This window comes from Streptomyces sp. NPDC052701, from assembly GCF_040678355.1.
In the GTDB taxonomy this organism is placed as follows: Bacteria; Actinomycetota; Actinomycetes; order Streptomycetales; family Streptomycetaceae; genus Streptomyces.
Window position 1 is genome coordinate 52,566 of sequence record NZ_JBFATO010000001.1, and the last position, 20,553, is coordinate 73,118.

General features: G+C 77.3%; 19 protein-coding genes. 12 read left to right on the plus strand and 7 right to left on the minus strand.

Features of this window, described 5'->3' with window-relative positions; genetic code table 11:
- The first annotated feature begins 63 nt into the window (after window positions 1–63).
- The 6 genes from AB0L29_RS00260 to AB0L29_RS00285 are packed head-to-tail and all read left to right on the plus strand — an operon-like array spanning window position 64 to window position 8,463.
- Complete coding sequence (locus AB0L29_RS00260) at window positions 64–918, plus strand: hypothetical protein (RefSeq protein ID WP_365821674.1); 855 nt, start codon at window positions 64–66, stop codon at window positions 916–918.
- Window positions 915–2,396, plus strand: a complete 1,482-nt coding sequence (locus AB0L29_RS00265; protein ID WP_365821676.1) for a CocE/NonD family hydrolase — start codon at window positions 915–917, stop codon at window positions 2,394–2,396. The genes AB0L29_RS00260 and AB0L29_RS00265 overlap by 4 nt, the downstream gene beginning before the upstream one ends.
- Window positions 2,393–3,772 (plus strand): YcaO-like family protein, encoded by a 1,380-nt coding sequence (locus AB0L29_RS00270; RefSeq protein ID WP_365821678.1) that lies wholly within the window; start codon window positions 2,393–2,395, stop codon window positions 3,770–3,772. Before AB0L29_RS00265 ends, AB0L29_RS00270 begins: the two co-directional genes overlap by 4 nt.
- A gap of 10 nt (window positions 3,773–3,782) precedes the next feature.
- The gene (locus AB0L29_RS00275; protein WP_365821680.1) at window positions 3,783–4,976 is read left to right on the plus strand and encodes a SagB/ThcOx family dehydrogenase; all 1,194 of its coding nucleotides are present in this window, start codon (window positions 3,783–3,785) and stop codon (window positions 4,974–4,976) included.
- Complete coding sequence (locus tag AB0L29_RS00280; protein ID WP_365821682.1) at window positions 4,973–6,712, plus strand: ABC transporter ATP-binding protein; 1,740 nt, start codon at window positions 4,973–4,975, stop codon at window positions 6,710–6,712. The genes AB0L29_RS00275 and AB0L29_RS00280 overlap by 4 nt, the downstream gene beginning before the upstream one ends.
- Complete coding sequence (locus AB0L29_RS00285; RefSeq protein WP_365821684.1) at window positions 6,709–8,463, plus strand: ABC transporter ATP-binding protein; 1,755 nt, start codon at window positions 6,709–6,711, stop codon at window positions 8,461–8,463. The genes AB0L29_RS00280 and AB0L29_RS00285 overlap by 4 nt, the downstream gene beginning before the upstream one ends.
- A 23-nt stretch (window positions 8,464–8,486) precedes the next feature.
- Here AB0L29_RS00285 and AB0L29_RS00290 read toward each other — a convergent pair whose 3' ends face one another.
- Together AB0L29_RS00290 and AB0L29_RS00295 are read right to left on the minus strand one after the other, a co-directional pair.
- Entirely contained in the window at window positions 8,487–8,846 is a 360-nt protein-coding gene (locus AB0L29_RS00290) for an STAS domain-containing protein (protein ID WP_365821686.1), read from the minus strand.
- Window positions 8,847–8,954: 108 nt separating this feature from the next.
- A complete protein-coding gene (locus AB0L29_RS00295; protein ID WP_365821688.1) occupies window positions 8,955–9,542 on the minus strand; it encodes a LysE family transporter in 588 nt (195 codons plus the stop codon).
- 159 nt (window positions 9,543–9,701) lie between these two features.
- Between AB0L29_RS00295 and AB0L29_RS00300 the strand changes: the two genes are divergently transcribed.
- Window positions 9,702–10,130, plus strand: a complete 429-nt coding sequence (locus AB0L29_RS00300) for a VOC family protein (RefSeq protein ID WP_365821690.1) — start codon at window positions 9,702–9,704, stop codon at window positions 10,128–10,130.
- A 278-nt stretch (window positions 10,131–10,408) separates the two neighbouring features.
- Here AB0L29_RS00300 and AB0L29_RS00305 read toward each other — a convergent pair whose 3' ends face one another.
- The gene (locus AB0L29_RS00305) at window positions 10,409–10,864 is read right to left on the minus strand and encodes an archease (RefSeq protein ID WP_365821692.1); all 456 of its coding nucleotides are present in this window, start codon (window positions 10,862–10,864) and stop codon (window positions 10,409–10,411) included.
- A gap of 310 nt (window positions 10,865–11,174) precedes the next feature.
- Between AB0L29_RS00305 and AB0L29_RS00310 the strand changes: the two genes are divergently transcribed.
- Entirely contained in the window at window positions 11,175–11,831 is a 657-nt protein-coding gene (locus AB0L29_RS00310) for an alpha/beta family hydrolase (RefSeq protein WP_365821694.1), read from the plus strand.
- A 48-nt stretch (window positions 11,832–11,879) separates the two neighbouring features.
- Here AB0L29_RS00310 and AB0L29_RS00315 read toward each other — a convergent pair whose 3' ends face one another.
- Complete coding sequence (locus AB0L29_RS00315) at window positions 11,880–13,325, minus strand: FAD-dependent oxidoreductase (protein ID WP_365821696.1); 1,446 nt, start codon at window positions 13,323–13,325, stop codon at window positions 11,880–11,882.
- A gap of 54 nt (window positions 13,326–13,379) precedes the next feature.
- Window positions 13,380–14,585, minus strand: coding sequence for a polysaccharide pyruvyl transferase family protein (locus AB0L29_RS00320; protein ID WP_365821698.1), 1,206 nt, complete (start codon window positions 14,583–14,585; stop codon window positions 13,380–13,382).
- 238 nt (window positions 14,586–14,823) lie between these two features.
- On the opposite strand from AB0L29_RS00320, the gene AB0L29_RS00325 reads away from it, so the two are divergent.
- Window positions 14,824–15,483: a phosphoribosyltransferase family protein gene (locus AB0L29_RS00325; protein WP_365821700.1), complete on the plus strand. Its 660-nt coding sequence runs from the start codon at window positions 14,824–14,826 to the stop codon at window positions 15,481–15,483.
- 219 nt (window positions 15,484–15,702) lie between these two features.
- Here AB0L29_RS00325 and AB0L29_RS00330 read toward each other — a convergent pair whose 3' ends face one another.
- A complete protein-coding gene (locus AB0L29_RS00330) occupies window positions 15,703–16,266 on the minus strand; it encodes an NAD(P)H-dependent oxidoreductase (protein ID WP_365821702.1) in 564 nt (187 codons plus the stop codon).
- Window positions 16,267–16,383: 117 nt separating this feature from the next.
- On the opposite strand from AB0L29_RS00330, the gene AB0L29_RS00335 reads away from it, so the two are divergent.
- Window positions 16,384–17,052, plus strand: coding sequence for a helix-turn-helix domain-containing protein (locus AB0L29_RS00335; RefSeq protein WP_365821704.1), 669 nt, complete (start codon window positions 16,384–16,386; stop codon window positions 17,050–17,052).
- A 94-nt stretch (window positions 17,053–17,146) separates the two neighbouring features.
- Window positions 17,147–18,169, plus strand: coding sequence for a LacI family DNA-binding transcriptional regulator (locus tag AB0L29_RS00340; protein ID WP_365821706.1), 1,023 nt, complete (start codon window positions 17,147–17,149; stop codon window positions 18,167–18,169).
- Between the two features lie 320 nt (window positions 18,170–18,489).
- On the opposite strand, the gene trxA is transcribed toward AB0L29_RS00340, so the two are convergent.
- Entirely contained in the window at window positions 18,490–18,876 is a 387-nt protein-coding gene (trxA, locus tag AB0L29_RS00345; protein WP_365821708.1) for a thioredoxin, read from the minus strand.
- Between the two features lie 141 nt (window positions 18,877–19,017).
- Here trxA and AB0L29_RS00350 point away from each other — a divergent pair, with 141 nt between their 5' ends.
- A complete protein-coding gene (locus AB0L29_RS00350) occupies window positions 19,018–20,448 on the plus strand; it encodes an NAD(P)/FAD-dependent oxidoreductase (protein ID WP_365821710.1) in 1,431 nt (476 codons plus the stop codon).
- Window positions 20,449–20,553: the final 105 nt, after the last annotated feature.

Genomic DNA, 20,553 nt, shown 5'->3' on the forward strand with positions numbered 1-20,553 from the left:
CGGGCCCACCCCGGCCCTTCCCCACCGCCCCGTGACCGCCCCTTCCCGCACAGGAGAACCGACGTGTCCCCCAGCCAGCTCGCACCCGGTGTCGAGGTCGTCGCCGTACCCGGACGCGGGCTCGCCGTCCGCACGGCCGACGGGGAGTTCCTCGGCGTGCGGACCGGCGACGCGGACCAGGACGCCCTGCTCGCCCGGCTCACCGGCCGGGCGACGGACCGGCCGGACGCCGGACTCGACCGCCTCGTCAAGGCCTTCGAGGACGCCGGATACCTGGCGGAGGCCCCGCGGCACACCCCGTGGCCCGCCGGGCGCCGGGACGTCCGGCTGCTGGGCGATCCCGTGCTGACCGAGCCGCTGGCCGCCCTCCTGCGGGCCGCCGGAGCCGAACCCCGGGCCGCCGCCTCGTTCGACGAGGCGGCCGACGGCCGGCCCGCGGCCGTCGCGTGGTGCCTCGACGGCCCCGTCCCCGCGGGGCTGTGGGACGCCGCCGACCGGCTGCCCGAGCGGGGCGTCGCCTGGCTGCGCTGCCACCGCGAGGGCTGGCAGGCCTGGCTCGAACCCCTGGCCGCGGCGCCCGGGGACGTCACCTCGGCCCAGCTGCGCGCCCGCCGGCTCGCCGCCACCCCCGCCCACCGCGAACTGGGCGCCTACTGGAGCGGGCCGCGCACCTGCGGCGCGCCCGTCCGCCTCACCGTTCCCGCGGCCGCCCTGCTCGCCGCCCTGCTCGCCGACGACCTCACCCGGTGGGCCACCGGCGAACCCGGCACCGGCGAACCCGGCACCGGTACCTCCCGCACCGGCGGGCCGCCGGCCCGGCGTCGGCTGCGCCGCGTCGACCTGCGCACGCTCACCGTCACCGAGCACCCCGTCCTGCCCGTCCCCGCCGTCGCCCCGATACCGGGAAGCGCCGGATGACGCCGTACACCACGGCCGTCGCGGGACTCGCCACCGACGTCCGCCTCCCCGACGGCGCCGGCCCCTTCCCGGCCGTCCTCGTCCGTACCCCCTACGACCGGCTGCGGCACCGCGCCGAACTGGACGGCTGGACCCGGCACGGCTTCGCCGCGGTCGTCCAGGACGTCCGCGGCCGGCACGCCTCGGCGGGGGAGTGGCGGCCGTACGCGCACGAGGCCGCCGACGGGGCGGCCACCGCCCGCTGGATCCGCCGGCAGCCCTGGAGCGACGGGAGACTGGTCGCGGCGGGCGGCTCCTACGCCGCCCACTGCGCCCTCGCGCTCGCCCTCGACGCGCCCCGGGAGGCCCGGCCGGACGCCGTCATCGCTGCCGTGCCCGCGCTCGGCGCGGCCGAGACCGCCCGCGAACCGTCGGGCGTGGAACGCCTGGCGGCCCGCGCCGGGTGGTGGGCCGCCCACGGCGACCGCCCGGACTCCGACGAGGGCGCCCTGGCCGCGGCCCGTGCCGCCGATCCCGGCCTGTTCACCCACCTGCCGCTGAGCGACCTCCCCCGGCGGCTCGGCCGGAGCCTGCCGTCCTGGCCGGGTCTGTGGCGGCACCGCGAACGGAACGGGCCCGGCGCACGGGCCGGACGCGCCGGGATGCCGCTGCTCGCGGTCGGCGGTCACCACGACCACTTCACCGAGGACACCGTCGCGCTGTGGCGCGCCTGGGGCGGGCCCTCGGCGCGACTGCTGCTCGGCCCCTGGGGACACGGCCTCGTCGCCGAGCCCGGGCCCGGCGCCCTCCCGGCGCACCGGGTGAGCCTCGGCGCGCTGTACGCGCGCTGGGCCCGCCGCGCCCTGGCCGGGGAACTGCGGGCCGGGCACCGGGCCGCGGTCGCGCTGGGCGGCGCCCCCCTGTGGCTGCCCGCCGGCACGGAGGGCGAGCCGCGCCCCCACCGCCTGCGGCTCCTGCGCGGCGCCTCCTTCACGGCCGACCCCGGACATCCCGTCTCCTCCGAGGAGCTGACGGTTCCGGAGAAGGGCGCACCCGACCGGTGCCTGCTCGTCACCGCGCCGCTGCCCCGCCCCCTGGACGTCGTCGGACCGGTCGGGGTACGGCTGCGGGCCACCGCCGACACCCCGTCCGCCGACTGGGCCGCCCGGCTCGTCGCGATCGCCCCCGGGGGGACGGCCGAACGGCTCGCCGTCGGCGTCGTCCGGCGCGCGGACCCCCCGGGGCGCCCCGCCGAGTTCACCGTGGACCTCGGCCTGCTCGCCCGGCGGCTGCCCGCGGGTACCCGGCTCCGCCTGGAGATCGCCGGGCACCACTTCCCGGCCCACGCCCGCAACCCCCACACCGGCGAGGACCCCCTCACGGCCACCCGGCTGCTCGCCTCCCGGCGCCACGTCGACCCCGGCGGCGTGGCGCTCCGGATCCCCGCCCTCCCCTCCCGTCCCGTACCCGTCGACCCCGCACAGGAGATCCCGCGATGACGGCGCTGCCGCTGGAAGCCCTCGTCGACCCCGTCTGCGGCATCGTCCGCAAGGTCAAACCCGTCGAGCACCCCGCGGGCGCGCCGCCCCGCTACACCGCGCTCACCGCCGAGATCGCCGACGCGCGCAAGCTCGGCCTGTGGCCCGCCGACCGGGTGTCCCTCGGCACCACCTTCGGCGACCCCGAGGGCGCCCGGACCGCCGCGATAGCCGAGGGGGTCGAGCGGTACTGCGGCAACCGCGTGCCGCCGCCCGGCCACCCCGGCGCACCGCTGCGCGCGACGGCCGCCGAGCTCGCCGGCCAGGGGCTGCGGCTGTACGGGCCGGACGAGCTGCCCGCGTACGCCGCCTGGCAGTACGCCCGCGAGAAGTTCCCCTACCGCCCCCTCACCCCCGACACCCCGGCCCTGTGGACGCGGGGCCGGGAACGGCTGCCCGGCGGCGCGACCGCCGAGGTCTGGGCACCCGTCGCCCTCACCCACCTCAACTGGCGCCAGGGCGACCTGCGCGCGCTGCCCCGCACCCACCACCTCAACTACGCCGGGATCGCCACCGGGCAGGGCTTCGACGACGCCGTCGAACGCGGCCTGCTGGAGATCGTCGAACGCGACGCGCTGGAGCTGTGGTGGCACCTCGACGGCCCGGCCCGGGGCATCGACCCGGCCACCGTGCCCGGCCTCGCCGACGATCTCGCCGGATCCGCGCTCGACGTCCGCCTCGTCGAGATGCCCTCCGAGTTCGCCCCCTGCGTGGCGGCCCTCGTCCACGATCCGCGGCTCGGCCTGTACGCGGCCGGGTTCGCCTGCAAGTACGACCCGGCCGAGGCCGCCCGCAAGGCCGTGCTGGAGGCCGTCCACACCTGGGTCTTCACCCAGGGCCTGACCGGCCCCGACGGCTGGGTGTTCCAGGCCGTCGAGGCGGGCCTGCTCGCCCGCGGCCTCTACCTCGACCACCGCGCGGACCGCCGCTACCTCGACGCCTGCGGTGAACAGTTCGAGCACGTCCGGGACCTGGGCGCGCACGTACAGGTCTGGCTGGACGAACGGATGGCGGCCGAGGCCCGGCGCTTCACCGAGCCCGCGCTCGGGACCGTGTCCCTCGACGCGGTCCGGCCCGGCAGCCGGGAGCGGCTGGAGCGCGCCCTCCACGAGCGCGGCCACCGCGTCATGACGTTCGACCTCACCACCGAGGACGTGGCCGAGACACCGCTGCGCGTCGCCCGCGTCCTGGTCTCCGGGCTCCTTCCCAACGCCCCCGCGGCCTTCGGGTACTTCGGCTGCCCGCGCCTGGCCGAGGCCGCCGTCGCACGGGGATGGCGCACGACCGCGCCGAGCGCGCCGGAGGATTTCACGCTGGCGCCCCCGCCGCACATGTGAGGGCCGGGCCGTGGATCTCGTCGCCGCGCTCGCCCGGGCCCGCTCCCCGCAGGAACCGGGCCCGGACACGCCCGCCGGGCCGCCCGTCCGCGCCTGGCCGGGCCCGCCGCGCCCCCTGCCGCGGGCCGGCCGCGGGGAACTGGACCTGGAGCTCCTGCTGCGGCTGTCGCTGGCCGCCTCGGACGGTTCCGGACGCCTGCGGCCCGCCGCGTCCGCGGGGGCGCTGCACCCGGTGGACGCCCGGCTGGCCGTGGGCCCCGGCTGCCCGCTGCCACCGGGCCGCTACGGCTACGACCCGCTGCGCCACCGCGTGCACCGCCTCGCCCCGGTGCCCGGCGGCGCGCCGCCCGGGGTGAGCGTCGAACTGTCGCTCAGCCCGCGGCGCACGGCCTCGCACTACGGCCACCGCGCCCGGCCCCTCGTCCTGCTCGACGCCGGGCACGCCGCGGCGGCGCTGTGGCTGGCGGGACGGGCGCTGGGCACGGCGCCGCCGCAGCTCCGCATGGACGGGCGCACCGAAGAGCCGGTGGCCGCGCTGCACTTCGCTCCCCACGAGGACTGCGCACGGGCCACCGCGGACGGTTCCCCCGCCCGCGCTCCCGCGACGGGCGGTCCCCCCTCCTCCGGCCCCGCGACGGCGCCCGCACCGGGCGAACTGCTCGCCCGCCGCAGTGCCCCGCCCCCGCTGCGGGGCGCACCGCCCCGTGACGCCCTGCGGGACGTGCTCGCCACCGCCGTCGAGGCGGGCGCCGGCGAACTCGGCTGGTGCGCGGCCGTCGGCGAACCACGCCCGGAGCTCCTCGAGTTGGGCCCCGGCGGCACGCTGCGGCGGCTCGCCGCAGGGGAGGCGCGGCCCACGCTCGCCGTCTGGGCCGCGGGCCAGGGCTGGATCGCGGACGCGGGAGCCGTCCTGCTCGGATACGGCTGCCCCGCGGACGCCGGCGCCCGGCGGATACGCCGGACCCACCTGAGGGCCGGCTTCGCCGTCCAGCTGGCCCAGCTGGCCGCCCTGCGGCACGGGCTGGCCGCCCGGCCCGTCGGCTCCTGGCAGCAGGCGGACCTCGGAGCCGCCCTCGGCGCCGCGCCCGGCCGGGACTGGATCGTCCACGGCCTGGCCCTCGGCTCCGCCCCCACCGCCCCCGTCCCACCCCCAGCCCCCGCACCCCTCCGTCCCACCCACCCCGACGAAAAAGGGCCCTCGTGATCGTCCATCCCGAGCTGCGTCGCGCCGCCCGGCACGCCCGGCGTCCCCTGGCCGCGGCCACCCTCCTGCAGGGCGCCGTCACCGTCACCCACCTCGCGCAGGCCGTGCTGCTGGCCCTCGCCCTCGCCGCCGTGGCCCGCGGCGACACCGGCCGGCTGCCGCCGCTCCTCGCGGCGGTGCTCGGCACGGTCGCCGCCCGGGCCGGGCTCGGCTGCCTGCAGCGGCGCGCCGCCACCCGCGCCGGCGCCCGGGTCAGGGTGGCCCTGCGGGACGAACTCCTCGCCCACCTCGGACGGCTGGGCCCCGCCCATCTGAGCACCGCCCGCGCCGGAGCCGTCCGCACCACCCTGGTCGACGGGGTCGAGGGAGTCGACGCCTACGTCTCGCGCTACCTGCCCCAGCTGCTCGTCACCCTCACCGTGCCGCCCCTGCTGCTCGCCGCCCTGGCCGCCGTCGAACCAGCCGTCCTGCTCGGCCTCGTCCCGGCCCTGCTGCTCGCCCTGGCCGGGCCGCGCGCGTGGGACCGGCTGCTGGCCGAGCGGGGCAAGGAGCACTGGGACACCTACGAACACCTTGGCGCCGACTACCTGGAGGCGCTGCAGGGCATGCCCGCGCTGCGGGCCGCGGGCGCGGTCGGGCGCACCCGGCGGCGGCTGGAGGAGCGTTCGGCGGCACTGCACCGGGCGACCGTCGCCAAGCTCCGCGTGTCGCTCGTGGACACCGGGCTCACCGACCTCGCCATCCAGGGCGGCGTCGTGGCCGCCGCGCTGCTCGCCTGCCGGTCGGCCGTCACCGGGTCCTCCGCCCCGGCGAGCACGTATCTGCTGCTGCTCCTGGCCTCCGAGTGCTTCCGGCCCGTGCGCGACCTGTCCCGCGAGTGGCACGCCGGATACCTGGGCGCGTCGGCCGCCGACGGGCTCACCGCCCTGCGCACCGCCGAACCCGCCGTCCCCGACACCGCAACGGCACCGGCCGACTGGCCGGCCCCGCCCGAAGTGCGCTTCGAGAACGTGGAGTTCACCTACCCCGGCGCCGGGACGCCCGCGCTGCGGGGCGTCACCTTCACCGCCGAGGCCGGACGGACCACCGCGATCGTCGGACCGTCGGGCGCCGGCAAGTCCACCCTGCTCGCCCTCCTCCTGCGCCACCACGATCCGGGGGCGGGCCGGGTCGTGGTCGGCGGGCGCGACGTGACCGGGTACGCGCTCGACGCGCTGCGGCGGGGCATCGCCGTCGTCTCCCAGGAGACCCACCTCTTCCACGCCACCATCGCCGACAACCTGCGCCTGGCCCGGCCGGAGGCGACGGACGCCGAGCTGGTCCGCGCGGCCCGCGCCGCCGGCGTGCACGACGAGATCGCCGCCCTGCCCGACGGCTACGCCACCGTCCTCGGCGAACGGGGCGCCACCCTCTCCGGCGGGCAGCGGCAGCGGCTCGCCCTCGCCCGGGCCCTGCTCGCCGACGCCCCGGTGCTCGTCCTGGACGAGGCCACCAGCGCGGTCGACGAACGCCGCGAGGCGGACATCGTCCGCGACCTGCCGGCCGCCGCGGCCGGCCGTACCGTCCTGGTGGTCGCCCACCGCCTCGCCGCCGTCCGGCACGCCGACCGCGTCGTGGTCCTGGACGGCGGACGCGTGGACGCCGTCGGCGACCACACCGCCCTCGCCGCGGCCGGAGGCCTGTACGCGCGACTCGTCGCGGCGGGGGAGCCGTACGAAGGAGGACGCGCCGCATGACCGCCACCACCCCCACCCCGGACGCGGCCGTGCCCGCACGCGGCGCCCTGCGCGCCCTGCTGCCCGCCCTCGCCGGGCACCGGGCCATGATGGCGCGCACCTGCGCCGCCGCGCTCGTCGAACAGGCCTCGCTGGTCGCCCTGCTGACGCTGGCCGCGCACACCGTCGGCACCGCGGTCGTCGAGCACCGCGCCCCCTCCGCCGCCACGGCCGCCGTCCTCCTCGCCCTGGTCCTCGTGCGCGCCCTGACGACCTGGCGGGAGATGGACCTCTCGCACGACCTGGCCTACCGGGTGCTGGCCGCGCTGCGCGTGCGGGTCTTCGACGGGCTCGCCCGCAGCGCGCCCGCCCGGGTGGCCGGGCGGCGCAGCGGGGACCTGGCCGCCACCGCCATGGCCGACGTGGAGGCGCTGGAGTTCTTCTACGCCCACACCACCGCCCAGCTCCTGGCCTCCGGAGTGGTCCTCACCGGGGGCGCCGCGGCCCTGGCCGTGGTGGAGCCGTGGCTGACGGCGGTGGTGCTGCCGGTCGCCGCGCTGCTCGCCGCGGCGCCGTTCGCCGACGCGCGGACGCGCGCGGCGCGCGGGGCCCGCACCCGGGAAGCGGCCGCGCGGCTGTCGGCCGACACCGTGGAGGCCGTCGACGGGCTGCGCGAACTGCTCGCCTTCGGCGGGCTGCCCGAGCGGCGCCGCCGCCTCGCCGACCGGGGCCGCGCGGTGGGGCGGGCGCAGCGGGCGGAGGCCACCTGGGAGGCCCTGGCCGCCGCCGTCCGCGACCTCCTCATCGTGGTGGCGGTGGTCGGCGTGGTGACGGCCGCCGCCCAGTCGGCCGCCGCCGGGCGGCTGCACGGCGCCTGGGTCCCGGCGGCGACGACGCTGGCCGTGGCGGTGCTGGGCCCGGTCGCCGAGTCGGCCCGGGCGCTCAGCCGGGCCGTGTCCCTGCGCGCCGCCGCGGCCCGCGTCGACGCGGCCGTGCGGGCCCCCGCGCTCGCCCCGCCGCCCGCCGCGCCCCGCCGCCTGCCGCCCGGACCGCTGGGCGTACGGCTGCACCGGCTGAGCTTCGCCTACGGCGACCGGCCCGTCCTGAACGGCGTCGACCTGACGGTCCCCGCCGGGCAGACCGTCGCCCTGGTCGGCGCCTCGGGAGCCGGCAAGTCGACCTGCGCCCACCTGCTGGCCCGCTTCTGGGACCCCTCCGAGGGAGCCGTCCAGCTGCTGCCCGGCACCGCGGACCCCGTCGACCTGCGCGACCTGCCGGACGCCGAACTGCGCCGCGCCGTCGCCGTGGTGGGCCAGGACACCCCCCTCTTCCACGGCACCCTCGCCGAGAACCTGCGCCTGGCCGCACCGGACGCGGACGACCGCCTGCTGGCCGAGACGGCCCGCCTGTGCGGCGTGGACCGCGTCGCGGCGCTGGACACCGTCGTCGGGGAACGCGGCGCCACCCTCTCCGGCGGGCAGCGGGCCCGCATCGCCCTCGCCCGCGCCCTGCTGGCCCGTCCCCGGGTCCTCGTCCTGGACGAGACCACCGCCCACCTGGACAACACCGCGGACGAGGAACTCGCCGCCGCCCTGGGCGGGGACACCCGTCGCACCACCCTCGTCATCGCCCACCGCCCGGCCACCATCCGCCGCGCCGACCGCATCGCCGTCCTGGAAGCCGGCCGCATCGTGGAGGAGGGCACCTGGGCCGACCTCACCGCCCGCCCCGACAGCGCGCTGCGCCGCGTGCTCGGGCCGGCCGGCGGCTGACCGGCCGGGGACCGGCCCCGGCCTCAGCCGCGGAGGGCCTCCTGGAGGGTGGGGTGGCAGGCCACCACGGTGTCGAGGCCGACGAGCCGCACCACGCGCAGCACCGGGCCCGGACGGACCACCAGGCGCAGCCAGTTGTTCCGCGCGGCCTGGTGCGCGGCGAGGAGGGTGTTGATGCCCGTCGAGTCGATGAAGGTCACCGCGCTGAGGTCGACCACGGTGTTCCTGCCGGCCCCCGTACAGGTCACCACGGTGTCCGCCAGCCGCGCCCCGCAGGTGTGGTCGACCTCTCCCCGGAGCGTGACGACCGTGGTGCCGTCCTCCGCGACGGCCTGCGTGATCAGCAGTGGGTCGGGGACCGCTGCCCCTTCGGCGTGAGTCACTGTTTCCCTCGGAGGTGGTGGGAGCAGGGCCGTGCGCAGCCCGGTCGCAGTGCCACGATGCAGGGCGGCCGGCAGACCGCGCAACCCCGCGTCCGGCCTCCGCGGCCGTCAAGTACCGCACCAGCTCGCCCTGCTGATCCGATGCGGAATTCGGGCGGTGGACCCCGTGCGCCGGATGCCCGCCGCGCGGACCGGAGTTCGGCATGGGCACCCGCGGGCCGCACCGCCCTGTCCGCGCGCGACGGGCTGCGGCAGCACGGCCGCGAAGAACACGAGGGTCCCGGGGGTGCCGGCCCCGACCGCGAACCCCTCCCGGAACGTGCGCGTTCCGCCGTGCGCCGCCCCGCCACCGGCGAACGCGGCCCGCGGCGCGCCTCGTTCGCGCCGCGTCCTCGCACCGAGGTACACCGGGCAGGCGGTACCCGCCGGCCCCGGCGCCGTGAGGACGGGCACCGAGCGTTCCGCGGCGGACCCGGTCCCGGACGCGACGGCCACGACGAGCACGCAGGCGCCGAGCGTGTTCCCCGCCACCGCGGTCGGCGCGGCGCGGCGCCCCTGCGCCGGCGCCCGCCCGACCACGGACGGCGCACTGGGCCCGGGGACCGGGATCAGCGCGAGGGACGCCGCCGCGGAGGCGAGCAGACGGCCGGAGGACACCCCGGGGCCCCGGGAGCACCGGCGGATCCGGCCGGTCATCCGTTCTCCGTGCCGCCGGGCCGCGCCGCGCGCCCGGCCGGAAACCGCTCGACGGACGCGGACCGGCGCGTCTACGATCCGGGTCGCGGCATCGCGTGCCGGTCACCGGCCGGGTGAGGCATGGAGGCGCCGCGGAGATGCCCGTGGAGGCATTGAGCAGTGTCAGTCGAGTTCAACCACACCATCGTCCTCTCCCACGACCGGGAGAAGTCCGCCCGTTTCCTCGCCGGGATCCTCGGCCTGCAGGTCGGGGAACCGGCCGGGATGTTCCTGCCGGTGACGACCGCCAACGGCGTCACGCTGGACTTCGCGACCGTCGACATCGACATCCCCGTGCAGCACTACGCGTTCCTCGTCTCCGAGGAGGAGTTCGACGCGATCCTCGCCCGGCTCGTCGAGCGGGGGATCCCCTTCCAGGCCGACCCGCACGGCAGGCACCCGGGCCGGATCAACCGCAACGACGGCGGCCGCGGCGTGTACTTCACGGACCCGGCCGGCCACGGCCTGGAGGCCATCACCCGCCCGTACGGCAGCGACCCCGCCTCGCCCCTGAACGGCGTGACGGAGGAAGTCCCCGGCGCACGCTGAGCACAGGCGGGCCGGGGGCGGCCGACACCCCGCCCCCGGCCCGCGGCCGCGCGCCAGGGGCGCACCCGCCGTGCCGCGGTGCGCGGCCGGGGCCCGGCCGCCCCGGGTACCGGGAACTCTCCGGAAGGAGTTCCGCAGCCCTTCCGCACCCCCCGGAACGCGTCCGGAACGCGTCCGGAGAGAGCGGGGGAGGGCGGCACCGAGGACGCCTCCCCGGCGGGAACCTCCGGGACCGGCCCGCACGGGGACCGCCGGGCCCCGCGACCCGCCCGCCAGCCTCAGGCGTCGACCGTCACCGCGCACGACCAGCCGTACGGCCCCGGCCCGATGCGCAGTTCGTCCCAGGCCACCGCCTTCGGGACCGCCCCCGTGATCTCCACGTCCGCCAGCCCGGCGACCGCCAGCCGCACGTCCAGGCCGCCGTCGGCCTCGTCGGCCTCCACGTCCACGGGCACCTGGCCGTACACCTCCAGCCGGTAGATGACCTCGTCCAGCAGCGTGGCCAGCAGGTCGTCGTCGCTGGCCTCGGCCAGCCGGACGCGGTCCACGGCGGTGGGCCGCACCCCGGAGACGTCGGCGAAGCACTCCACCATCCCCAGTACCGCCTCGGCCAGGCAGTGCTCCCGGCTCGCCGCCCACGCCTCGATCCGGATGTCGGCGGCGTGCTGCACCGTCCGGTGCCCGCTGCCACCCGGCCGCCGTACCCGACTGTCGTCTCCCGTGTCACCGACCATGTCCCTCGACTGCCCGATCACCGCCCGCGCATGCGGCCCCCGCCCGCGTCGGCTGTCACCGGAACGAGGTCGCGGGGAGGTCCGGCGCGGAGGGCGCGGACGGGCCGTGTCCGCCACGCGCGGCCGGTGCGGGCGGGCGGGACGCCGGCGGCGGCCGGCGGCCGGACCGCCCGTGGTGCCGCCCCGGCGGGAGCCGTGCGTCATCGCGGGTACGCGGCCGGAGCACACCTCACCGACCCGTCGACCGCGGGATCCCGCACCCGGCGGCACGGCCGCGGGACCGGGTCCCCCGAGGCAGAGGAGGCCGACGATGATCTCCCGGACGGTCACGGTGCCCGCCGACGGCAGGGACCTGGTGGGCGACCTCACCGTGCTGGCGCCGGCGCCCGCGCGGGCGGTCGTGCTGTTCGCGCACGGCAGCGGCAGCTCCCGGCACAGCCCGCGCAACCGCGAGGTCGCCGCCGGGCTGGGCGCGGCCGGGCTCGCCACCTTGCTGATCGACCTGCTCACCGAGGAGGAGGAACGCCAGGACCTGGTCACCGCCGGGCTCCGCTTCGACATCCCGCTGCTGGGGCGCCGTCTGGCGGCCGCGATCGACTGGCTGGGGGCCGAGCCCGCCACCCGGGACCTGCCCGTCGTGCTGTTCGGCGCGAGCACCGGCGCGGCCGCCGCCCTGGTCGCCGCCGCCGGCCGGCCCGGCCGGGTCCTCACCGTCGTCTCGCGCGGCGGCCGGCCCGACCTGGCCGGGGACGCCCTGGACGCCGTACGGGTTCCGGTGCTGCTCGTCGTGGGCGGGCGCGACCACCGGGTGCTCGGGCTGAACCGGGAGGCGGCCCGGCGGCTGCACGCCCCGCACCGCCTGCACGTGGTGCCCGGCGCCACCCACCTGTTCGAGGAGCCCGGAACGCTGGACCGGGTCACCGACGCGGCCCGCCAGTGGTGCGAGGAGCAGCTGGCGGCGCGCTGACCCGGGCGGGCCCGTGGCGGCCCCTTCCGGCGACGGCCTCCCGCTCCCTCAGGTCACCGCCGGCAGGTCCGTGCGCAGCCGGGCGCCCTGCCGCAGCAGTTCCCGCTGCACCAGCCGGTAGGGCACGCCCCGCGGACCGTGCCCGTGGCGCACGGTCAGCGCGGCGCACACCCCGGCCGCCTGGCCGGTCGCCATCGCGATGGGCATGACCCGGTACGACGAGTGCGCCACGTGCGTCCCGGAGATGCAGCGGCCGGCCACCAGCAGCCGCTCGGTGCCCCGGGGGACCAGGCAGCGCAGCGGGATGTCGTAGAAGCTGCCCTGCGGCACCCGCTTGAGAATGGTGCCGGAGCCGCGCGGGTTGTGGATGTCGACCGGGTAGGCGCCGTGCGCGACGACGTCCGGGAAGATGCGCGCGGCCAGGATGTCGTGACCGGTCAGCTGGTAGTCGCCGAGGACGCGCCGGGTCTCCCGCACGCCGATGTGGCTGCCGCTCTGCACCACGTACGACTCCTCGAAGCCGGGCACGCGGGTGCGCAGGAAGCGGTCGATCTGGGCGAGCTGGCGCCGGGCCGTGTACTCGGCGCGGGTCAGGTCCCACACGCTGGTGCCGAGCACGCGGGTCACCCGGGTGCTGTTGACCGCGACCTCGCGCGGATGCGGCGTGGCGAAGAACAGGATGTCCTCGCGCGGCAGCCGCAGGTCGTTGTCCGCCCGCGCCTCCTCGATCAGGTCCCACAGGCCGTGCACCCCGCGCCACTGGTCCGGGTGCGCGCGCACGTAGTCGGCGAAGTCGGGCCGCGCGAAGTCCGCGACGCGGAACATCAGCGTCATCGGCTGCACCAGTCCGTCCTCCGGGCGGCCGATCTCGTACGGCGCCCCGCACGCGGCCGCGACGTCGCCGTCGCCCGTGGCGTCCACGACCACCCCGGCGTCGATCACCACCGGGCCGGACTTGGTCTCGAACACCACCCGCCAGCCGGAGCCGTCCTCCAGGCGCAGCGCGGTGGAGGCGAAGGCGTGGAACAGCATCCGCACCCCCGACTCGTCCATCATGTCGAGCAGGACCAGCTTGAACAGCTCCGGGTCGAAGGGGACCGTGTACCCGGTCTTCCGGGAGGGCGGCAGGCAGCCGCCGCGCCCCGCGAGCCTGTCCAGCAGCCGCCACAGCACGCCCGCGACCACCGGCTCGCCGTCGCCGTGGTCGGTGGGCAGCAGCCGGGCGTTGTCACCGGACTCGGTGAAGGCGGCCTGCCGGTGCTCGTTGTGGAACGACATCAGCGGCATCACCAGCGCCACGGTCGCGTTGCCGCCGAGGAACCCGTACCGCTCGACCAGGACGGTGTCGGCCCCGGCGTCGGCCGCGGCGACCGCGGCGGCACACCCGGCGGGGCCGCCGCCCACCACCAGGACGTCGGCCCGCCCGCCGTGCCGCGCGGGCCGCGCGGGCAGGGTGACGGTGCGGGACTCCCGGGGCTCTTGCAGGATCGGCATCGCTGTCCTTCCACGGAGCGGGTCCGGCGACCGCGTGCCCCACGCCCGGCGGCGTCACACGCCCAGCGGGCGGGGCTCGGTGCGGACCCGCCGGTCCGCCGCGTCCGCGCCGCCGTCGACCTCGTCGAGCAGGACCCCGCAGCGCGCGCAGGTCTCCAGGGCCAGCACGGACAGCTCCCGGACGCGGGCCCGCAGGTCCGCGCGGCGCCGCGGGTACTCGTCCCACAGCCGGTCCACCTCCGCCAGCAGCAGCCCCGCCTGTTCACGGGCCACCCCCACCAGGGCCGGCGCGCCGATCCGGCTCGCGAAGTCGAACACCTTGCCCGAGTACGGCAGCGGCAGCACGGGCAGCCCGGACAGCGCCGCGAAGATCACGAAGTGCAAACGCATGCCGACGGCCAGGTCCAGGTGGCGCATGAAGCCGAGCACCTGACCCGGACTGTAGGAGCCGTGCAGGATCCGCCCCTTGTCCGGCGCGGTCATGTGGGACAGCACGGCGTGCGCGTGCCGCACGTCGTGCCGCTCCATCGGCAGGAACACCACGTGCGCGTCCAGCCGCCGCACGAGGAAGTCCGCGACGTCGGCGAGCAGCGCGTGGTAGCCGCCCTCGTCCAGCTTCTCGGCCGCCCGGCCCGGCTCCCGCACCGACATCCCCACCAGGCGCGAGTCGGTGGGCACGCCCTCGTGGCGCATCATCGCGTCGGTGAAGGGCTCCGGCTCCAGCAGCAGCGCCGGGTCGGCGGTGACGGCGATGTCACGCTCGACGCCCACCTCCTCCAGCACCAGCCGGGACTCCTCGTCCCGCACCACGACGTCGTCGAAGTCCGCCAGCACGGTGCGCACGGCCTCCCGGTCGTCGGCCTCCCGCAGCGGGCCGGCGCCCAGGGCGTAGGCGAACGTGCGGATGCCGCGTTCCTGCGCGGCCCGTACCAGCCGCAGGTAGCGGCGCGCCTCGCCGTCGAACAGGAGCCCGCCGCCGCCCAGCACCAGCACGTCCAGGCACGCCAGCGCGTCCAAGACCCGGTGGCGGCTGACGCCCTCCCAGTCCACCACCTCGTCGGCGCCCGGATGGTGGGCGCGGGTGTGCTCGGCGTTCCGGCTGAAGACGACCAGCCGGGCCCCGGGGCGCTGGGCGCGCAGACAGGCGAGCACGCAGGTCAGGATCGACTCGTCGCCGATGTTGAAGCCGCCGTACGAGCCCAGTACGCCGATGCGCGGGCCCGGCCGGGCGGACTGCGAGGGGGAAGGGGCGCTGGTCATCGGGGAGCTCCCGTCACGTCGGAGTCTGCGGGGGCCTGGTGCGCGGTGGCGCACGGGCGCGTCCGGCGCCCGTGCACACGGTGCCGGGCCGGCTGCGCCGGCCGGCTGGAAACACCCCGTGCTCCGAGTGTGACGGAGGACCCGGCGAAGCGCATCGCGCGCGGGGGAGGGGGTACGCGGATGCCGGACCGAGAGGGCCGTCCCGGTGGGGAACGTTCAGGTAAGGGGGCCCGTCACCATGCGGTTCCGAGATCGCCGGCAGGCCGGCCGGCTGCTGGCCGAACGGCTGCGCGCCCGCCAGGACGAGGGAGCCCTGCCGGATCCCGTCGTCCTGGCCCTGCCCCGCGGCGGCGTAGCCGTCGCCCAGGAGGTCGCCCGGGCCCTGGACGCCCCGCTCGACGTGCTCGTCGTACGCAAGATCGGCGCGCCCTACCAGCAGGAGCTCGGCGTCGGCGCGATGGCCGGCGACGAGGAGCCGCTCTTCGACGAGGACGCCCTCGGCCGGCTCCGTCTGAGCAGGGCCGTGCTCGCCCCCGTCGTGGAACGGGAACGCGCGGAGCTCCGCCGCCGCGAGCGGCTCTACCGGCAGGGCCGCCCCGCCCCCGCGCTGCGCGGACGGACCGTGATCGTCGTCGACGACGGCCTGGCGACCGGCTCCACGGCCCGCGCCGCGCTGCGCTTCGTGCGGCGTCAGGGGCCCGCGCGGCTCGTGCTGGCCGCACCGGTGGCCTCGCCGGAGGCCGCCGAGTCGATGCGGGCCGAGGCCGACGAGGTGATCTGCCTGCACCGGCCGGCCGCGTTCATGGCCGTCGGCCTCTGGTACGACGACTTCGGCCAGCTGACGGACCAGGACGTCCTGCAGGCGCTGCACGGCCGTCACCAGTCGGCGAGCCGGTAGCCCCGTCGCCGCCTCCGGACGAGAGGGAAGGGGGCGGCCGGCAGCGACGACGCCGGGTCCCGCCCGCACGGGAGCACCAGGGGGCGCCCCCTCCCGTCCGGCCGGCCGGCACCGGCGGCCGGGCGGGCGCGGAGCGCGTGCGAGGCGGGACCCGGACACGCCGAAGGGGGCCGGAGCCGGGTCGGCTCCGGCCCCCTTCGGGGTGCCGGGCGGGAGCGGTCAGGCCGCGGCCGGCTCGGTGGCCTGGCCGTGCAGGCGGGCGACGACCTCGGTCAGCTGCGCGGCGACCTCGGCGTCGTCGGCCGGGTGCGTCTCGGCGAAACGGGTCATCGAACCGGGGATGGACAGCTTGATGTCCTCGATCACCTTGCCGCCGGCGATGCCCACGGCCTTGCGGGTCTCGTCGTGCGCCCAGACACCGCCGTACTGGCCGAACGCGGTGCCGACCACGGCGACCGGCTTGCCGGTGAGGGCGCCGGCGCCGTACGGGCGGGACAGCCAGTCGATGGCGTTCTTCAGGACGGCCGGGATGGTGCCGTTGTACTCGGGGGTGAACAGGATCAGGGCGTCGGCGGCGGAGGCGGCCTCGCGCAGCTTGGCGGCGGCGGCCGGGACGCCGCCCTCGACGTCGATGTCCTCGTTGTAGAAGGGGATGTCGGCCAGGCCCTCGAACAGCTGCACCTCGGCTCCCTCGGGGGCGAGCTTGACGGCCGCCTCGGCGAGCTGACGGTTGTGCGAACCGGCGCGAAGGCTGCCGACGAGCGCAAGAATGCGAACAGACATGCGGAACTCCCAGGTGCTGAAACACTGCCGTAACGATCCGGACCGAGGTCCGTTTCTGTTGTAGCACTTTAAACGGACCGTGGTCCAGTTTTCTTCCGGATGCTTTACGCTGGCTTCATGTCCGCCGCTCTTCCCTCCTTCCCGACCCCCGAGGAATCCGTCGGCCGGCGCGAGCTGCTGCAACTGGGCACTGGGTCCGACGCCGACGAGCCCTGCCTGCGGGCCGACGCGGCGCGCAACCGGGCCCGGCTGCTGGAGGCCGCCGCCCGGCTGGTCGCGGAGCGCGGCGCGGCCGGCGTCACCATGGAGGCGGTGGCCGCGGCGGCCTGCGTCGGCAAGGGCACGGTCTTCCGCCGCTTCGGCGACCGCACCGGCCTGCTCACGGCGCTGCTCGACCACACCGAGAAGAAGTTCCAGGCCGCGTTCCTCAGCGGCCCCCCGCCGCTGGGCCCCGGGGCGCCCCCCGTCGAGCGGCTGCGGGCCTTCGGCTGCGCCCTGCTGCGCCGCTCGGCCGAGGAACTGGACCTGATGCTGGCGGCCGAGCCCGACGCGGACCGCCGCTTCACGGCCGCCCCCCGCCGCGTGCTGTGCCACCACGTCGCCGTGCTGCTGCGCCAGACGGTCCCCGACGCGGACTGCGAACTGCTCGCCCACACGCTGATGGGCCAGCTCGACCCTGTCCTGGTCCATCACCTGACCAGGCAGTGCGGGATGCCGCTGGAGCGCCTGGAGGCCGCGTGGGTCGACCTCGTGAACCGCGTGACGGGCACCGGGCGGCCCGGCTGACGGTCCGGGCCGGCCGCGGACGGACGCACACCGTTTCGCCCCAACTCCCCCGCGCGAAGGGCCGGTCCGGGCCTCTGCGAAGATGCGGTGCGTCATGGTGCAGATACCGAACACGCCCGCGCCGCCGGGCGCCGTGCCCACGAGCGCCGATGTGGCCCGCCTGGCCGGCGTCTCGCGCGCGACCGTCTCCTACGTCCTCAACAACGCCGGCGCCGTACGGATCAGCGAGCCCACCCGCCGCCGGGTCCACCAGGCCGCGAGGGAACTCGGGTACGTCCCGCACGCGGCGGCCCGCAGCCTGCGCGCCGGGCACAGCCGCATGGTCCTGATGCCCGCACCCGCCTTCCCCGTCGGACCGCTCTACAGCCGGTTCATCGCCGACCTCCAGGGGGCGCTGAGCCACCTCGACTACACGGTCGTGCAGTACGGCACCGCCGGCCCGCACGGCGACGAGGCCGCCCGCGCCTGGGCCGAGCTGCGGCCCGTGGCCGTCCTGGTGCCCGGCTCGGGCCTCGGCCCGCAGGGCGTGGCGGTGCTCAAGCGCTCCGGTGCCCGGGCGGTGGTCACCCTCGGCCCGCAGACCGTCGAGGGCGCGTACGCCCTGCTGGTGGAGCACGAGGCGGTCGGCCGCAGCGCCGGGGCCCACCTGCGCGACCGCGGCCGGCGCCGGATCGGCGTCGTCGTCCCCCAGGAGGCCGGCCTGGAGGGCTTCTCCGCGCCCCGCCTCGCCGGCGTGCGCCAGGCCGTGCGGGGCACCGGCGCCACGGTCACCGAGCTGCCGCTGGCCTACGACGAGGACTGCGCCGCGCGGCTCGCGGCACGCTGGCGGGGACTCGGCCTCGACGCGGTGTTCGCGTACAACGACGAGTACGCGATGCTGCTGATGCGCGCCCTGCAGGACGAGGGCGTGGACATCCCCCGGGAGACGGCCGTGGTCGGCGCCGACGACCTGATGCTCGGCCGGCTGCTGCGGCCGCGGCTGACCACGGTCCGGCTGGAGCTGCCGTCCGGCCGGGAACTCGCCGAACTGGTCGACCGCGCGGTGCGCGACCCGGGTGCCGCGCCCGGGACGCACAAGGCGCTGGGGGCCACGGTCGTCCACCGCGACTCCAGCTGACCCACGAGGGCGGGGGTCCGGGAGCGTGAAGGACCCGGCGGCGCCGCGGCCCGGCGGCAGGGCACGGGCGGCGCACGAGCGCCGGACGGTCACCCGGACGTGTGCCTCTTCCGTGTGCGGCGGACGGGGCGGTCCTCCGGCTTCCGCGTACGGCGCGCGGGGCGGTCCTCCGGCGGCATCGCGGCCTGCGGCACCGGCGCCCGCTTCGGCTGCGAGGCCGGCCCGGAGCCTTCACCGAGCTGCGCTGGACGACGGTGCGCGGTGGCGTTGCGGCCTGCCCCTTCCGAGGCCCTCCCGTCCCGGAGCCCTCGCCGGGGGCGTCACTCGCCCTGCTGCGGCTGCCGGTCCTGCTGCTCGGCGATCTGCTTGCGGACCTCGTCCATGTCCAGCTTCCGGGCCTGCCCGATGACGTCCGTCAGAACCGCCTCCGGCAGCGCCCCCGGCTGGGCGAACACGGCGACCTGGTCCCGCACGATCATCAGCGTCGGGATCGACTGGATGCCGAAGGCAGCGGCCAGCTCCGGCTGCGCCTCGGTGTCCACCTTGCCGAACACCAGGTCCGGGTTCTCCTCGGCCGCCTTCTCGTAGACGGGGGCGAACTGCCGGCACGGCCCGCACCAGGACGCCCAGAAATCGATCAGGACGAAGTCGTTCTCCGTGACCGTCTGGTCGAAGTTCTCCTTGGTGAGCTCCACGGTGCTGCTCATGGCGTGTTTCCCTCTTCCTGGTGTGGGGGCGGGCCGTCGGCACAACACGGCCGGCCGGTCCGGTATTCCGCGCACGTACCCGTGTTATTCCGCGCACGTACCCGTGTGGCCCCGGCGCACACCACCCACCAGACTGGCCCCATGACGGAAACGGATTCGATCGCGTACGACGTCGTGGTGCTCGGCGCCGGACCCGTGGGGGAGAACGTCGCCGACCGCACGCGCGCGGCCGGCCTCTCCACCGCGGTCGTGGAGAGCGAACTGGTCGGCGGCGAGTGCTCGTACTGGGCGTGCATGCCCAGCAAGGCCCTGCTCAGGCCGGTCATCGCCCGGGCGGACGCCCGCCGCGTGCCGGGCCTGCGCCAGTCGGTGCGGGGCCCCCTCGACGCTCCCGCGGTCCTCGCCCACCGCGACTACTACACCTCCCACTGGAAGGACGACGGCCAGGTCCGGTGGCTCGAGGGCATCGGCGCCGACCTGTACCGCGGCCACGGGCGGCTGTCCGGGCCGCGCACGGTGACGGTGAGCGGCCCGGACGGCACGCGGCGGGTCCTCACGGCCCGCCACGCCGTGGCCGTGTGCACCGGCAGCCGCGCCGCGCTGCCCGGCCTGCCGGGCCTCGACGAGGTCGAACCGTGGACCAGCCGCGAGGCCACCGGTGCCGGAGCCGTGCCCGGCCGGCTGGTGGTGGTGGGCGGCGGTGTGGTCGCCACGGAGATGGCCACGGCCTGGCAGGCCCTCGGCTCGAAGGTCACCGTCCTCGTCCGCGGCAAGGGCCTGCTCAACCGCATGGAGCCCTTCGCCGGGGAACTGGTCGCCGAAGCCCTCACCGAGGCGGGGGCGGACGTCCGCACCGGCACCTCCGTGGAGTCGGTGACCCGCGAGAACGGCACGGTCGTGGTCGTCACCGGCACCGGCGAGCGCATCGAGGCCGACGAGATCCTGTTCGCCACCGGACGCGCCCCGCGCACCGAGGACATCGGCCTGGAGACGGTCGGCCTGGAGCCCGGGTCATGGCTCGACGTCGACGACAGCCTCCGCGTCACCGGCCACGACTGGCTGTACGCGGCCGGCGACGTCAACCGGCGCGCCCTGCTCACCCACCAGGGCAAGTACCAGGCCCGCATCGCGGGTGCCGCCATCGCCGCCCGGGCCACCGGCGCCACCCTCGCCGAGGAGGCGTGGGGCGCCCACGCCGCGACCGCCGACCACGCCGCCGTCCCCCAGGTCGTCTTCACCGACCCGGAGGCGGCTGCCGTGGGCCTGTCCCTGGCCGAGGCGGAGGAGGCCGGGCACCGGGTGCGCGCCGTCGACGTCGACCTGTCCTCCGTGGCGGGCGCGGGCCTGTACGCCGACGGCTACAAGGGCCGGGCCCGCATGGTCGTCGACCTGGAGGACGAGACCCTGCGCGGCGTCACCCTGGTCGGTCCCGGCGTCGGCGAGCTCATCCACTCGGCGACGGTCGCGGTCGCCGGGCGGGTCCCGCTCGGCCGCCTGTGGCACGCGGTCCCGTCGTACCCGACGATCAGCGAGGTGTGGCTGCGGCTGCTGGAGGCCTACCGCGACTCCTGACCCCCGGCCGGCGCCGCGGGGCCCGTCCCGCCCCGCCTGACCCATGCCGCCACCGACCCCGGCGTCAACGTCAACCAGCTCCTCGACGGCAGCCTGCTCGACCCC

Bases quoted from the DNA above. Each gene is read 5' to 3' on its own strand.
- AB0L29_RS00265 (WP_365821676.1), top strand. From the start codon at position 915: ATGACGCCGTACACCACGGCCGTCGCGGGACTCGCCACCGACGTCCGC.
- AB0L29_RS00270 (WP_365821678.1), top strand. From the start codon at position 2,393: ATGACGGCGCTGCCGCTGGAAGCCCTCGTCGACCCCGTCTGCGGCATC.
- AB0L29_RS00285 (WP_365821684.1), top strand. From the start codon at position 6,709: ATGACCGCCACCACCCCCACCCCGGACGCGGCCGTGCCCGCACGCGGC.
- AB0L29_RS00295 (WP_365821688.1), bottom strand. From the start codon at position 9,542: ATGACCGGCCGGATCCGCCGGTGCTCCCGGGGCCCCGGGGTGTCCTCC.
- AB0L29_RS00305 (WP_365821692.1), bottom strand. From the start codon at position 10,864: ATGGTCGGTGACACGGGAGACGACAGTCGGGTACGGCGGCCGGGTGGC.
- AB0L29_RS00310 (WP_365821694.1), top strand. From the start codon at position 11,175: ATGATCTCCCGGACGGTCACGGTGCCCGCCGACGGCAGGGACCTGGTG.
- AB0L29_RS00315 (WP_365821696.1), bottom strand. From the start codon at position 13,325: ATGCCGATCCTGCAAGAGCCCCGGGAGTCCCGCACCGTCACCCTGCCC.
- AB0L29_RS00320 (WP_365821698.1), bottom strand. From the start codon at position 14,585: ATGACCAGCGCCCCTTCCCCCTCGCAGTCCGCCCGGCCGGGCCCGCGC.
- AB0L29_RS00325 (WP_365821700.1), top strand. From the start codon at position 14,824: ATGCGGTTCCGAGATCGCCGGCAGGCCGGCCGGCTGCTGGCCGAACGG.
- AB0L29_RS00330 (WP_365821702.1), bottom strand. From the start codon at position 16,266: ATGTCTGTTCGCATTCTTGCGCTCGTCGGCAGCCTTCGCGCCGGTTCG.
- AB0L29_RS00335 (WP_365821704.1), top strand. From the start codon at position 16,384: ATGTCCGCCGCTCTTCCCTCCTTCCCGACCCCCGAGGAATCCGTCGGC.
- AB0L29_RS00340 (WP_365821706.1), top strand. From the start codon at position 17,147: ATGGTGCAGATACCGAACACGCCCGCGCCGCCGGGCGCCGTGCCCACG.
- trxA (WP_365821708.1), bottom strand. From the start codon at position 18,876: ATGAGCAGCACCGTGGAGCTCACCAAGGAGAACTTCGACCAGACGGTC.
- AB0L29_RS00350 (WP_365821710.1), top strand. From the start codon at position 19,018: ATGACGGAAACGGATTCGATCGCGTACGACGTCGTGGTGCTCGGCGCC.